Here is a 13,251-nt window from a genome sequence, read left to right on the forward strand (position 1 = left end):
CGAGCAGGTTACTACTCGCGAGTAACCCTCAGGCGAGGGACACCAGGTCGGCGTAGTCCTCGTTCCACAGGTCCTCGTCGCCGTCGGGCAGGAGCAGCACCCGGTCGGGGTCGAGGGCCCGCACCGCGCCCTCGTCGTGGGTGACGAGGATGATCGCGCCGGTGTAGCTGCGGATCGCGTGGAGCACCTCCTCGCGGGAGGCGGGGTCGAGGTTGTTGGTGGGCTCGTCGAGCAGCAGCACGTTGGCGCTGGACACGACGAGGATCGCGAGGGCGAGCCGGGTCTTCTCACCACCGGACAGCACGCCGGCCGGCTTGTGGGCGTCGTCGCCGGAGAAGAGGAAGGACCCGAGCACCGAGCGAGCCTGCGTGTCGGTGAGCTCGGGCGCGGCGCTGTGCATGTTCTCCAGCACCGTGCGGTTGACGTCGAGCGTCTCGTGCTCCTGGGCGTAGTAGCCCATCTTGAGCCCGTAGCCCGGGACGACCTCGCCGGTGTCGGGCTGGTCGACGCCGGCGAGGATCCGCAGCATCGTCGTCTTGCCCGCGCCGTTGAGGCCGAGGATGACGACCCGGCTGCCCCGGTCGATCGCGAGGTCCACCGCAGTGAACACCTCGAGCGAGCCGTAGGACTTCGACAGCTCGGAGCCCATGAGCGGCGTCTTGCCGCACGGCGCGGGCTCCGGGAAGGCGATGCGCGCCACCTTGTCGGCCTGACGCTCCGTCTCGATGCCGGCCATCATCTTCTCGGCCCGCTTGAGCATCGACTGCGCCGCCTGGGCCTTGGTCGCCTTGGCCCGCATCTTGTTGGCCTGGTCGGTGAGCACCTTGGCCTTGTTCTCGGCGTTCATGCGCTCGCGCTTGCGGCGCTTCTCGTCGTCCTCGCGCTGCGTCAGGTAGTTGTGCCAGCCCATGTTGTAGACGTCGATCACGGCGCGGTTGGCGTCGAGGTGGAAGACCTTGTTGACCGTCGCCTCGAGCAGCGCGTTGTCGTGGCTGATGACCACGAAGCCGCCGCGGTGCGCCTTGAGGAAGTCGCGCAGCCACACGATCGAGTCAGCGTCGAGGTGGTTGGTGGGCTCGTCCAGCAGCATGATCTCGGCGCCCGAGAAGAGGATGCGGGCGAGCTCGACGCGGCGTCGCTGGCCACCGGACAGGGTGCCGATCGGCTGGGCGAGGATGCGCTCCTCGATCCCGAGGGCGGCAGCCATCTGCGCGGCCTCGGACTCGGCCGCGTAGCCGCCGCCGGCGTGGAGCTCGGCGTCGGCGCGGGTCCAGCGCCTCATGCCCCGCTCGTGGATCTTGGGGTCCTCGCTGGCCATGTCGACCTCGGCCTCGCGCAGGCGTCGTACGACGTCGTCGAGGCCGCGCGCGGACAGGATCCGGTCGCGGGCGATCACCGCCGGGTCGCCGACCCGGGGGTCCTGCGGCAGGTAGCCGACCTCGCCGCTGCGGAGGACCTGGCCGTCGGCCGGGGTTCCCTCGCCGGCGAGGATGCGGGTGAGGGTCGTCTTGCCGGCACCGTTGCGCCCCACGAGGCCGACCTTGTCGCCCGCGGCGATACGGAAGGTGACGTCCTCCATGAGGAGCCGCGCGCCGGCTCTGACCTCGAGCTTCTGGGCGGTGATCATCTCGGGGGACATCCTACGAAGGGGTGGAGGCGGGAGCCCCATCGGCGACTCAGGGGTTACTGTGCGCCCAGGCTCCAGACGTCGTCACACACCCCGAGAGGCACTCCCATGCGGTTCAACCCGAAGGCCGACATCAGCAGGGGTCGCGTGCGCGACGCGGGCGGCGGCGGGGGCGGCGGCATGGGTGGCGGCGGGATGCGGATCCCCATGCCGGGCGGCACCCGGGCCGGCGGCGGCATCGGCGGCATCCTGATCATCATCCTGTTCGTGGTGCTCACCCAGTGCACCGGCCTCGGGACGGGCGGCGGTGGCGGCACGAGCCCGCAGGGACAGGGACAGGGCGAGCCGGAAGGCATCGACACCGGGGACGAGCGCTACGCCAACTGCACGAGCGGCGCCGACGCGAACAGCGACGCGGACTGCGCCCGCAAGGCCGTGGCGCTGTCCCTCGAGCAGTACTGGGCGAAGACGCTGCCCGAGCAGGCCGGCACCGAGCTCACCCCCGCGGCGATCAACACCTTCGCCGGTGCCGTGCAGACAGGGTGCGGCCAGGCGTCGTCCCAGGTGGGTCCCTTCTACTGCCCGCCCGACCAGCAGATCTACCTCGACACGACCTTCTTCGAGGACGTCCTCCAGGGGCAGCTCGGCGGACAGGGCGGCGACTTCGTCGAGCCCTACGTCCTCGGCCACGAGTACGGCCACCACATCCAGAACCTGATGGGCACGATGGGCCAGGTCCGCACCCAGAAGGGCCCCGACTCCGACGCCGTACGCCTCGAGCTGCAGGCCGACTGCTACGCCGGCATGTGGACCCGCGACGCCAGCGACGGCGACGGCATCCTGACCGACCTCGACGAGGGCGACATCACCGAGGCGCTCGACTCGGCGAAGGCCGTCGGCGACGACCGCATCCAGCAGAAGTCGGGCCAGGGCGTCGACCCCGAGGGCTGGACCCACGGCTCGTCGGAGCAGCGGATGGCGTGGTTCACCCGCGGCTACCAGGAGGGCACCCTCCAGGCGTGCGACACCTTCTCGGCCTCGTCGCTGTGACCCGGCCCGGTCAGCGCTCGCCGAGGAGCGCCTCGATCTGACCGACCTGGCGCTGCATGGAGCGGATGTACGGCGCCACGCTCGGGTGGCGGAACTTGCCGGCGAGCGCACCCTCGCCCTCCGCGACCCGGGCGAGCGCCCAGTCGAGCCGGGTCAGGGCCGTGTAGACAGCCATCACCCGCGCACCGGTCACCACGTCGTCGGGGCTCGCGAGCCCGGCGGGCAGCGCGGCGACGTACGCCGCCACGAGGGGCTCGACGTCCTCGCGGGTCGCCAGCGACAGGTAGCCGAGGTCGGCGCCGACCGGGCCCCGACCGAGGTGCGCCCAGTCGATCGCGACGGCGCCGTCCCCGTGCCGTCCCGGGATGTTGGCGGCCGACGGGTCGCCGTGCTGGGCCACCCGCGGGAGGGCGTCGCAGCGGTCCAGCCACGCCTCGCGGCGGGTCCACAGGTGATCGGCGATGTCGGCCATGGGAGTGCGGGCGAGGGTCCGCCAGCCGCCGCGCCGCTCGACGAGGCGGAGCCGGCTGCGCAGCTGGTCGCGCGCCAGCCACGGGTGCTCCCCCAGGTCGACGGCGGCGAAGCGTCCGAGGCAGGCCGCGAGCCACAGGCCCGGCGGGGCGTGGGTCTCGACCCGTTCGTGGACCAGGGTGATGCCCTCCTCGTCCTCGTCGACGCGCACCACGGGCGCCTCCCGCAGGCCCGGGGCGCTGGCCACCACCCCGCTGAGTGCGACATCGGCAGCACGCCGCCAGTAGTTGACGTCGCCCGGGACGAGGACGCCTGGCGCGTCCTGCGGCTCGGGCCGGCGCAGCCGTTTGACGACGACGTCCTGTTCGCGGTGGGTGGCCGACCAGACGCCGACGGTGGCCGGACCTGCGCCCGGGAGGCGCTGCCATCCCGGCTCCGGCTGCCACATGGACGTGACGTTAGCCGGTCGAGGGCCCGGGATGGGTACGTTCAGGCGTTGGTCACGTCGACGGCGACCGACTGCGCGTCCAGGATCGCCTGGTCCAGCACCGCGCGGCGAGGGTCGGGCACCGCCAGCCACGGGTCCACGACCCTCACCGACGACAGCCGCTGGTCGGTGAGCACGGCATCGACGGCAGGGTGGTCACCGCCGGCGACGACGAGGCGTACGCCGCCGAGGATCCGCGCCGCATGGTCGGCGGCCGCCTCGTAGGCCTGCCGCGCCTGGTTGTCGCGGCGGCGGGCGAAGCGCTGCTGGCTCTGGCCGCCCGCCTTTGTGCGTCCCTGCACGTGGCGCTGGCCGATCTTGTGCTCGACGAGGGCGGCGCCGCCCATCCGTGCGACGGCGAAGCCGCCCTTGCGGACGAGCAGGACGCCCCACTCCCCAGGTGCCCCGGCCGCGGCCGCGAAGTCACCGGCCTCGGGCGGGCCGTCGTACGCGCCCGCGAAGGGCAGTCGGGCCGTGAAGTGGGAGCCGTCTACCGCCTGTCCACGCAGCTCGCCGTCGGTGACGGTGAGCTCCGCACCGCCGTGGCCGGTGGCGAAGTTGGCGACCCACCGCTCCCAGCGCGCGGCAGGGACCAGGACGGACGGCACGCCGTGACGCTACCGCGTCAGGTCTCGCGTCATGCCCCGCGTCCGGACTGGTCGCTGACGCGTGGGAAGGGAGCCAGCGAGAAGACCGCCTCGACGGGCACGCCGAAGAACTCGGCGATCCGGAGCGCGAGGTCGAGGCTGGGGCTGTTCTCGCCGCGCTCGAGGTAGCCCACGGTCTGGTAGTGCACGCCGAGGGCGTCCGCGAGCTGGCGTCGCGAGACCCCCTGCTCGGCACGCAGCAGCATGATCCGGTTGTGGACGGTGTCGCTCACTTGACCCACTGCGTCGCTGCCTCGCGTGCTGCTGCGACCGTCGACCCGGACTGGCGCCGCGCCATGCGGCGCAGGACCGCCGGCGCGAGGATGGCGCCGACGACCGCCCAGGCGCTCAGGACGGCCACCGTCTGCCAGGTGCGCCAGGAGCCGCCGATCTCCGCCGCGACGTAGCTGTCTGGCAGGAAGGCAGAGCGCATCCCGAGGCCGAGCCAGTACATCGGGAACACCTGCGCCACCACCTGCACCCAGCCCCAGAGCTCCTGCACGGGGTAGAAGATCCCCGAGATGCCGGCCAGCGCGATGATCGGCAGCATGCCCCACATGCCGACCTTCTGCACCCCGGGCACGAGCGCGCCGATCACCATGCCGATCGGCAGCAGGGCGAGCAGGCCCAGGACCGTGACCCACACGACGGTGAACCAGCCGCTGGGGTGGGACATGAGGTGGTCGAAGAGCAGGAAGCTCGGGACGAGGACGGCGACCATCTGCGGGAAGAGGCTGGCGGAGTGGAACAGCAGCTGTCCGGTGAAGTAGCCCGTGAGCCCGTTGGGCACGGCCTTGGCGCGCAGGAGCGTGCCGTCCTCCTTCTCCATCGCCAGGCTGTAGGCGGGACCGATCACCAGGCCGAACGCGATGAGCCCGGCCAGGATGCTCGGCAGGGCCACGGACGGCAGCAGGAGACCCGTGTCGTCGACGGGCGTGTCACGTCGCAGGTAGAGGTAGCCGACGGCCAGGAACGCCGTGAAGAGGTAGAACCACTGGTCCTGCGAGCTGCGCAGGCTCAGCACGAACTCGGTCCACCCGCGGTGCAGCCCGAGCCGTACGGCGTGCAGCACGGCCGGCCCGCCGGAGGTCGCAGACATCAGACCACCTGCCTGAAGACGCGGACGGCCTCGTCGGACCGGCCCGCCTCGTGCCGTTGGACCAGCTCGAGGTAGGCGTCCTCGAGGCTGGCGCGGCGGACCTCGAGGTCAACCACCGGTTCGCCCGGCTCGTTGAGCAGCCGGCGCACGAAGTCGGAGGCGTCGTCCGTCGAGTGCACGAAGCGCTCACCGCCCCGCGACCACTTGACCTCCACCTCGAGGGCGGCCCGGAGGGCGAGGCGCTCGGCGGTGTCGTCGGCGACGATGCGACCGCCGGCCAGGATGAGCACCCGGTCGGCCAGCTTCTCGGCCTCATCGAGGTCGTGCGTCGTCAGCAGGATGGTCGTGTGCTCCAGGTCCGCGAGGCGGTGCACCACCTGGTGGAACTCGCGACGCGCCTGCGGGTCGAAGCCTGCCGTCGGCTCGTCGAGGAAGAGCAGCTCGGGCCGGCCGACGATCCCCATCGCCACGTCCAGCCGCCGCCGCTGGCCGCCCGAGAACGTCGCGATCTTCTGGTCGGCCAGGTCGACGAGGCCGACGACGTCGAGGAGCTCGTCGGTCGGCACCGGGCGCTGCCGGTCGGCCGTCGAGTACGCCGCGTAGTAGCCGCCCACCTGGTCGAGGAGACTGCGCGGGGTCCATCGGGCGTGGTCGCGCCAGGACTGCAGCACCACGCCTGTGCGGGCGCGCCACGCCTCGCTGGCTCGGGCCGGGTCCTCCCCCAACACCTCCACCGCGCCGGCCGACCGCTCGCGGAACCCCTCGAGGATCTCGATGGTCGTGGTCTTGCCGGCGCCGTTCGGGCCGAGCAGGCACACCACCTCGCCGGCGTGGATCGAGAACTCGACCCCGGCCAGCACGTCCTTGTCGCCGTAGCGCATGCGCAGGTCGCGGACGTCGATGACGGCTCCAGTCGACGTGCTCACCCAACGAAATGTAGTCCACGTGCTATCGCTGTAGCAACAGTGCTACATGCTGGCCCCGCGGGCTCGAGCTCAGAGGAAGTCGAGCGGGTCGAACTCGTCGATCGGGATCACGCGCGTGCGTGGGAGCGGCGAGTTGAAGGCACCGAGGTCGTACTCGAGGTCGAAGATCCGCAGGCCCGGCAGGTTGCGGAACTGCGAGTTCACGAACTCGGTGAACCCGATGACGCCGACCTGGCGGGTGCCGTCGCACAGTGCCGAGACCTGGTCGACGAAGTCGCCGTCGTGGCTGACCAGCACCACATCGGCCTCGCGGTGGACGAGCGCCTCGGCGGTGCGCTGGATGGCGATGTCGACGATCTTGCCCTCACCGCTGAGCGGGATCGGCTTGAAGCCGATCGCGAGCAGGGCCTGGACGAAGCTGGTGGGCAGCTCGGTCGTGGCCGCCAGGAAGAACAACCCCGAGACGTCCTGGTCGAACGCCCGCTCGGCCCACTCCAGGAGCCGGTCCCACCGCGGCCGCTCCTCCGGACGCGGGCGCCGGCCCAGGATCGAGGTGCCCAGGGTGGCGTCGATGTTCTCCCCGTCGACGAGGAGGTAGGTCATCCGCTCAGCCATGCGAGGACTCTCCCACACGCGGCCGCCCGGCTCAGGGCTGGTAGACGACCCTGAACGACTCGGTCACGTCGTCGCCGGTGACGCTCACGTCGCTGACCTCGACGAGCGCGCGCGGTCGGCCGGAGCCGTCGCAGAGGATGGACAGGACACCGGGCTGCGGGAGGTCGCCCGCGTAGTCGTCCACCGCCGCGGTCGTGCTGCCCCGCTCGTCGGCGAGCACCGTCGCGACGTAGGCGTCGGACTCCGCCGAGTCGCCGTACGCCCACGCCGGAGGCGGCACGGACTCCAGCGTCGTCGGCCCGAAGTAGGTCGGCGCGGCGTTGAGCTTGGCGTGGAAGCGGGCGAGGTCCCAGAAGACCCGCAGCTCCTCGTGGTCGAACTCGATCTCGGACAACTCGACGGCGCTGGGGTCGACCTCGTGATCCATGCCCGAAGGGTAGCCAGTCAGGCCACGGCGGCGACGTACGCCGCGTAGTCCCGCGCGGCCTCCATCGAGCCCGGGCGCGGCGGCGCCTTGGGGTCCAGACCGAGGTCGCGGTCGGCGAGCACCTGCTGCAGCAGCGGTCGCCAGCCGGGGTCGCCGTGCACCATCACCCACCTCAACGCGTCGCGCTTGCTGGCCACCTCGCCGGTCCGGATGGTGTAGAGACTGCGGCTGGCCTGCACGACGAGGTAGCGCTGGCACCACGCGATGGTCGGCGGGCACCAGCCCAGGACGTCGTCGGTGAGCGACGCGAGCCCCGCCCGCGCGCTGTCGCGGAGCACGTCGTCCGGGACGGGCTCCATCAGCTCCACCGGGCACGGGCCGACGAGCGTGATGCCGTGCTCGCGCAGGATCCACCGGGTCCACGGCTGGTTGCAGTGCTCCGACCACGCCATGACATCCGAGCCGTGGTCGACGTAGAGCCACTCGCGGCCCAGCCCGGCCACGGTGGCGAGGTCGCCGGCGACGGCGTACGAGCCCTCGAGGTGGCCGTGCCAGAAGCCGTCGCGGTGCGGCAGGTCGGCGTGGAGCCGCCGCAGCGCGGCCTCCTGCTCCGCGTCGGGCCGCTCCCGCACCACGACGAGGAAGTCGCAGTCGCTGTGGAGGTCACCCGCCCCGAGCGCGAACGACCCCTGCAGGTAGGCGCCGACGAACGAGTCGCCGAGCGCCTCCTGGGCGCCCGTCACGAGGTCGTGCAGCACGCCGTTGAGCTCGGCGTAGCGCGTGGGGTGGGGGTTGAGCACGGATGGAGTGTGCGCTCGCGACGGGCGGCGGCGCCACGGATTATCGGCCTGCCGTCAGACCTTGCGCGCCAGCATCGTCGCGGTGTCGCCCGAGGTGCGCTCCCGCCACACGACGCGCAGCTTGGCGTCGTCCCGGCGGACCTTGACACCAACGCGTCTCGCACAGTCACCGGTCGTGTTGCGCGTGATGACTTCGGCGAAGCGGTACCAGCCGTTCGAACGGCCCCGGTAGCGCCAGACGCCGTAGCAGCCGCCCGAAGCCACGCGCCCGCGCAGCTCGCCGTTGCGCTTGACGATGCGGACCCGGGCTCGGTAGCCCGCGTCGGCGCCGTTGTCGCCGAACACCTGACCCTTCCAGGTGCCGGTGATCGCGGTGCCTGCCTCCGCGGGAGCAGCGGTGGCCGCGGGCGCGAGGACGGAGGTGGGGACGAGGAGCGCGACGGTGGTCAGCGCCGTGGGCACGATCCGTTTCATGCGATACCCCCTGCGACGAAGCGGTCCCGCACCGTGCGGGGCCGTCCCGGCACCGTAGACCCGCGCGTCCCGACCGGGACAGACGTCCTACCCCCCTAGGGGCGAGACCACCGCTGCATCGTGGCTCGCTCCCGGGAACGGAGGCTCAGACGTTGAAGCCGAGCGCGCGGAGCTGCTCGCGGCCGTCGTCGGTGATCTTGTCGGGGCCCCACGGGGGCATCCAGACCCAGTTGATCGCGACGTCGCCGACGAGGCCCTCGAGGGCCGACTCGGTCTGGTCGGTGATGACGTCGGTCAGCGGGCAGGCCGCCGAGGTGAGGGTCATGTCGAGGACGGCGTTGCTGTGCTCGTCGAGGTGCACGCCGTAGACGAGGCCGAGGTCGACGACGTTGATCCCGAGCTCGGGGTCGACGACGTCCTTCATCGCCTCGGTGACGTCGTCGACGGTCACCGTCGAGGTGCCACCGCCCTGCCCGGCCTCGGGCACGTCGGGGAGGTCGCCGTGGTCGGTGCCCTGGGGGTTGGTCATGAGGGGGCTCCTTCTGATTGGGCCTGGGTGGTCGCGTCCTTCCACGCCATCCAGGAGAGCAGCGCGCACTTCACGCGTGCGGGGAACTTGGCGACACCGGCGAACGCGATGCCGTCCTCGAGGACGTCCTCGTCGGGCTCCACCTGTCCCTTGCCCTGCATGAGCTCGAGAAAGGTCTGGTGGACCTGCATCGCCTGGTCGACGGGCTTGCCGATCACGAGGTCGGTCAGCACGGACGCCGACGCCTGCGAGATGGAGCAGCCCACGGAGTCGTAGGACACGTCCTCCACCACGCCGTCGGACAGGTGGACGCGCAGCGTCACCTCGTCGCCGCAGGTCGGGTTGACGTGGTGCACCTCGGACTCGAACGGGTCGCGCAGGCCCTTGTGGTGCGGGTTCTTGTAGTGGTCCAGGATGATCTCCTGGTAGAGCGCGTCGAGGTCGGTGCTCATCCGTCCACCTTGAAGTAGCTGCGGGTGTGGTGGAGGCCCTCCACCAGCGCGTCGATCTCCGCCGGCGTCGTGTAGAGGTAGGACGACATCCGGCTCGAGCTCTGCACGCCGAAGCGGGCGTGCGCCGGCTTGGCGCAGTGGTGGCCGGCACGGATCGCGATGCCGCGCGAGTCCAGGACCTGCGCGATGTCGTGCGGGTGGACACCAGCCAGCTCGAACGAGATCGCCCCGCCGCGCTGCGCGGCGTCGAGCGGGCCGAGGACGGTGAGGCCCGGCACGGACTGCAGTCCCTCGAGGGCGTACGCCGTGATCGCCTGCTCGTGGCGGTGGATGGCGTCCAGACCGATGTGGCCGAGGTAGTCGACCGCTGCGCCGAGGCCGACGGCCTCGACGATCGGCGGGGTGCCGGCCTCGAACCGGTGCGGCACCTTGGCGTACGTCGACCGCGCCATGGTCACGGTCTCGATCATCTCGCCGCCACCGTGGAAGGGAGGCAGCTCGTTGAGCAGCTCCTCACGCCCCCACAGGACACCGATCCCCGTCGGGCCGGTCACCTTGTGGCCGGTGAAGACCAGGAAGTCGCACCCCGTCGCCTGGACGTCGACCGGCAGCTGTGGCGCGGCCTGGGAGGCGTCGATGACCGACAGGGCGCCGACGGACTTCGCACGGGCGACGAGGTCGGTGACCGGGTTGATCGTCCCGAGCATGTTGGACACCCAGGTGAACGCGACGACCTTGGTGTGCTCGTCGACCAGCTGGTCGGCGTTCGACAGGTCGAGGTGGCCGTCGTCGGTGAGACCGAACCAGCGCAGCTCGGCGCCCGAGCGCTCGCAGGCCAGCTGCCACGACACGATGTTGGAGTGGTGCTCCATCTCGGTGATGACGACGTTGTCGCCGGGGCCGAGCTCGATCGTGCGGGCGAGCAGGTTGAGCGCCTCGGTGGCGTTCTTGGTGAAGATCACCTCGTTGCGCGACGGCGCGTTGAGGAAGCTCGCGACCTGGTCGCGCGCCGCCTCGTAGGCCTCGGTCGACTCCGCCCCGAGCTGGTGCATCGCGCGGGCGATGTTGGCGTTGTGCCGCTCGAGGTGGTCGACCATCGTGTCGATGACGACCTGCGGCTTCTGCGAGGTGTTGGCGCTGTCGAGGTAGACCAGCGGCACTCCGCCCGCGAGCGTGCGCTCGAGGATCGGGAAGTCCTTGCGGATCACGTCGAGATCCGGGAGCAGTCCTTCCATCGGCCTTCCTTTCTGGTCCTGGTCTCGTGACGGGCGCTGCGCGCACTCCTCGACCAACGGTGGTCTCAGACCTGCGCGGCCTTCAGGTACTTGTCGTAGCCCTCGGCCTCCAGAGCGTCGGCGAGCTCCTTGCCGCCGGACTCGGCGACCTTGCCGTCGACGAACACGTGGACGTAGTCGGGCTCGATGTAGCGCAGGATGCGGGTGTAGTGGGTGATGAGCAGGACGCCCTTGCCCTCGCGCTCGCGGAAGCGGTTGACGCCTTCGGCGACGATCTTCAGCGCGTCGATGTCGAGGCCGGAGTCGGTCTCGTCGAGCACCGCGACCTTGGGGTCGAGCAGCTCGAGCTGGGCGATCTCGTGGCGCTTCTTCTCGCCACCGGAGAAGCCCTCGTTGACGCTCCGCGTGCCGAAGGACGGGTCGAGGTTGAGCCGCTCGAGGGCGCCGTTGACGTCCTTGACCCACGTGCGCAGCTTGGGGGCCTCGCCGTCGATGGCCGTCTTGGCGGTGCGGAGGAAGTTGGACACCGACACGCCCGGGACCTCGACGGGGTACTGCATGGCGAGGAACAGGCCCGCACGGGCGCGCTCGTCGACCGAGAGCGACAGCACGTCCTGGCCGTCGAGGGTCACCGAGCCGCCGGTGATCGTGTACTTCGGGTGCCCGGCGATCGAGTAGGCGAGCGTCGACTTGCCCGAGCCGTTGGGCCCCATGATCGCGTGGGTCTCGCCCTCCTGGATGGTGAGGGTGACGCCCTTGAGGATCTCCTTGGGACCGTCCTCGGTCTCGACGGTGACGTGGAGGTCGGTGATGACGAGCTTGCTCATGCGGGGGTGACTCCGTTCAGGGTGGTGTCGGTGTCGACGTACACGTCCGTGCCGCGCACCTCGATGGGGAAGGTGGCAACCGGCTCGGTCGCCGGGAGGTTGGTGGGCTTGCCGGTGCGGAGGTCGAACATCGACCCGTGCAGCCAGCACTCGATCTGGCAGTCGGCGACCTCGCCCTCGCTGAGGGCGACCGCGGCGTGGCTGCACTCGTTCTGCAGCGCGAAGACCTCGTCGCCGTTGCGGGCGATGACGATCTCGTGGTCACCGACGGTGACCGCGAGACCCTGGTCGTCGTTCACCTCGTCGAGGGAGCAGACCCGTTCGTACGCCATCAGTCGTCCGATCCGAAGGCGGCGAGCGATCCGATGTCCTTGAGGACGTTCTTGGAGAGCTCGGCCTCGACGGTGGTGAGCAGGCGGTCCTCGATGGACGGCACGCCCACCTGGCGGATCAGGTCGTTGAAGAAGCCGTGCACGACCAGGCGCTGTGCCTCCGCCTCGGAGACGCCACGCGACTGGAGGTAGAAGAGCTGCTCGTCGTCGAAGCGCGCGGTGGCCGACGCGTGGCCGGCACCCTCGATCTCGCCGGTCTCGATCTCCAGGTTGGGGATCGAGTCGGCCCGGCAGCCGTCGGTGAGCACCAGGTTGCGGTTCTCCTCATAGGTCTCGATGCCCTCGGCGACCTTGCGGATGAGCACGTTGCCGACCCAGACCGTGTGCGCCTTCTCGCCCTGCAGCGCGCCCTTGTAGACGGCGTGCGACTTCGTGCGCGGAGCCGTGTGGTCGGCGAAGATCCGGTGCTCGATGTGCTGACCGGCGTCGGCGAAGTAGAGGCCGAGCAGCTCGGCCGAGCCGCCGGGACCGTCGTAGGTCACGTTGGCGTCCATCCGGACCAGGTCGCCGCCGAAGGAGATCGCGGCGTGCTTGTAGGTCGCGTCGCGACCCACGACGGCCTGGTGGTGCGACAGGTGGACGGCGTCGTCGGCCCAGTCCTGGATCGAGACGACGGTGACGTCGGCGCCGTCACCGACCTTGATCTCGACGACCGCGGCGATGGTGGAGGAGCCGGTGTGGTTGAGGACCACGATCGCCTTGCTGTGGGCGCCGAAGCGCATGGCGACGTGTCCGGCCTCGGTGACCGAGACGTCCTCGCCGTCGAGGTCGACCACGATCGGCTCGGCGACCTCCGTGTCCGCAGGCACGTCGATGAGCAGGCTCGAGGGCACCTCGGCCAGCACGCGGGCCGCCCAGCGCGTGTTGGGCACCAGGCCGGAGATGCCGCGCAGGCCCCGCGCCTCGTCGCCGGACACGCCCTCGACGCGAACGCCCTCGGGGGTGTTCCAGGTGCACGAGGTGGCCGACCGCATGAACTCTGCGTCGGCGTGCAGGCCCTTGAGCCGCTTGAGCGGCGTGAAGCGCCAGATCTCCTCACGGCCGGTCGGGGCCTCGTGGTCGGCGACGACGAACGAGCCGGCCGGGTGGAGGTGGCTCTCCACCTTGCCGTGCTCGGGGCCCTGCTCCAGCGCGGAGCGGACGGAATCAGTGGTGACGGTCAAAGCTCTACTTTCTCGTTTCGGTCTCGTGAC

General features: G+C 70.9%; 17 protein-coding genes. 1 reads left to right on the forward strand and 16 read right to left on the reverse strand.

The features are described 5' to 3' along the window. Positions 1–28: 28 nt before the first annotated feature. Positions 29–1,627: an ABC-F family ATP-binding cassette domain-containing protein gene (locus ACFQW6_RS22500; RefSeq protein WP_378550866.1), complete on the reverse strand. Its 1,599-nt coding sequence runs from the start codon at positions 1,625–1,627 to the stop codon at positions 29–31. 108 nt (positions 1,628–1,735) lie between these two features. Between ACFQW6_RS22500 and ACFQW6_RS22505 the strand changes: the two genes are divergently transcribed. Beyond that, positions 1,736–2,677 carry a neutral zinc metallopeptidase gene (locus tag ACFQW6_RS22505; RefSeq protein WP_378550868.1) on the forward strand — a complete coding sequence of 314 codons (942 nt, stop codon included), beginning with the start codon at positions 1,736–1,738 and terminating at the stop codon, positions 2,675–2,677. Between the two features lie 10 nt (positions 2,678–2,687). Here ACFQW6_RS22505 and ACFQW6_RS22510 read toward each other — a convergent pair whose 3' ends face one another. The 15 genes from ACFQW6_RS22510 to sufD all read right to left on the reverse strand — a co-directional run bounded on the left by ACFQW6_RS22510 (position 2,688) and on the right by sufD (position 13,221). Then, positions 2,688–3,596, reverse strand: a complete 909-nt coding sequence (locus tag ACFQW6_RS22510; RefSeq protein WP_378550870.1) for a phosphotransferase — start codon at positions 3,594–3,596, stop codon at positions 2,688–2,690. 41 nt (positions 3,597–3,637) lie between these two features. Next, positions 3,638–4,243 (reverse strand): acVLRF1 family peptidyl-tRNA hydrolase, encoded by a 606-nt coding sequence (locus ACFQW6_RS22515; RefSeq protein ID WP_378550872.1) that lies wholly within the window; start codon positions 4,241–4,243, stop codon positions 3,638–3,640. Between the two features lie 29 nt (positions 4,244–4,272). Next, positions 4,273–4,515 (reverse strand): helix-turn-helix transcriptional regulator, encoded by a 243-nt coding sequence (locus ACFQW6_RS22520; RefSeq protein ID WP_378550874.1) that lies wholly within the window; start codon positions 4,513–4,515, stop codon positions 4,273–4,275. Further along, positions 4,512–5,381, reverse strand: a complete 870-nt coding sequence (locus ACFQW6_RS22525) for an ABC transporter permease (RefSeq protein ID WP_378550876.1) — start codon at positions 5,379–5,381, stop codon at positions 4,512–4,514. Before ACFQW6_RS22525 ends, ACFQW6_RS22520 begins: the two co-directional genes overlap by 4 nt. Further along, positions 5,381–6,307, reverse strand: a complete 927-nt coding sequence (locus ACFQW6_RS22530) for an ABC transporter ATP-binding protein (protein ID WP_378550878.1) — start codon at positions 6,305–6,307, stop codon at positions 5,381–5,383. The genes ACFQW6_RS22525 and ACFQW6_RS22530 overlap by 1 nt, the downstream gene beginning before the upstream one ends. A gap of 69 nt (positions 6,308–6,376) precedes the next feature. After that, the gene (locus ACFQW6_RS22535; RefSeq protein WP_378550880.1) at positions 6,377–6,922 is read right to left on the reverse strand and encodes an NYN domain-containing protein; all 546 of its coding nucleotides are present in this window, start codon (positions 6,920–6,922) and stop codon (positions 6,377–6,379) included. Between the two features lie 31 nt (positions 6,923–6,953). Next, positions 6,954–7,349 carry a hypothetical protein gene (locus ACFQW6_RS22540; RefSeq protein WP_378550882.1) on the reverse strand — a complete coding sequence of 132 codons (396 nt, stop codon included), beginning with the start codon at positions 7,347–7,349 and terminating at the stop codon, positions 6,954–6,956. A gap of 17 nt (positions 7,350–7,366) precedes the next feature. Continuing rightward, positions 7,367–8,149, reverse strand: coding sequence for an aminoglycoside adenylyltransferase domain-containing protein (locus ACFQW6_RS22545; RefSeq protein WP_378550884.1), 783 nt, complete (start codon positions 8,147–8,149; stop codon positions 7,367–7,369). A gap of 54 nt (positions 8,150–8,203) precedes the next feature. After that, positions 8,204–8,623 (reverse strand): hypothetical protein, encoded by a 420-nt coding sequence (locus ACFQW6_RS22550; RefSeq protein WP_378550886.1) that lies wholly within the window; start codon positions 8,621–8,623, stop codon positions 8,204–8,206. A gap of 145 nt (positions 8,624–8,768) precedes the next feature. Next, positions 8,769–9,152 carry a metal-sulfur cluster assembly factor gene (locus ACFQW6_RS22555; RefSeq protein WP_378550888.1) on the reverse strand — a complete coding sequence of 128 codons (384 nt, stop codon included), beginning with the start codon at positions 9,150–9,152 and terminating at the stop codon, positions 8,769–8,771. Next, positions 9,149–9,604, reverse strand: coding sequence for a Fe-S cluster assembly sulfur transfer protein SufU (gene sufU, locus ACFQW6_RS22560; protein WP_378550890.1), 456 nt, complete (start codon positions 9,602–9,604; stop codon positions 9,149–9,151). Before sufU ends, ACFQW6_RS22555 begins: the two co-directional genes overlap by 4 nt. Then, positions 9,601–10,839: a cysteine desulfurase gene (locus tag ACFQW6_RS22565; protein ID WP_378550892.1), complete on the reverse strand. Its 1,239-nt coding sequence runs from the start codon at positions 10,837–10,839 to the stop codon at positions 9,601–9,603. Before ACFQW6_RS22565 ends, sufU begins: the two co-directional genes overlap by 4 nt. Before the next feature lie 65 nt (positions 10,840–10,904). Beyond that, entirely contained in the window at positions 10,905–11,666 is a 762-nt protein-coding gene (gene sufC / locus ACFQW6_RS22570; RefSeq protein ID WP_378550894.1) for a Fe-S cluster assembly ATPase SufC, read from the reverse strand. Then, the gene (locus ACFQW6_RS22575) at positions 11,663–11,998 is read right to left on the reverse strand and encodes a non-heme iron oxygenase ferredoxin subunit (RefSeq protein ID WP_378550896.1); all 336 of its coding nucleotides are present in this window, start codon (positions 11,996–11,998) and stop codon (positions 11,663–11,665) included. The genes sufC and ACFQW6_RS22575 overlap by 4 nt, the downstream gene beginning before the upstream one ends. Further along, positions 11,998–13,221 (reverse strand): Fe-S cluster assembly protein SufD, encoded by a 1,224-nt coding sequence (sufD, locus tag ACFQW6_RS22580; protein ID WP_378550898.1) that lies wholly within the window; start codon positions 13,219–13,221, stop codon positions 11,998–12,000. The genes ACFQW6_RS22575 and sufD overlap by 1 nt, the downstream gene beginning before the upstream one ends. Positions 13,222–13,251 lie beyond the last annotated feature (30 nt).

It is taken from the genome of Nocardioides sp. GCM10028917, assembly GCF_042666175.1.
Classification (GTDB): domain Bacteria; phylum Actinomycetota; class Actinomycetes; order Propionibacteriales; family Nocardioidaceae; genus Nocardioides.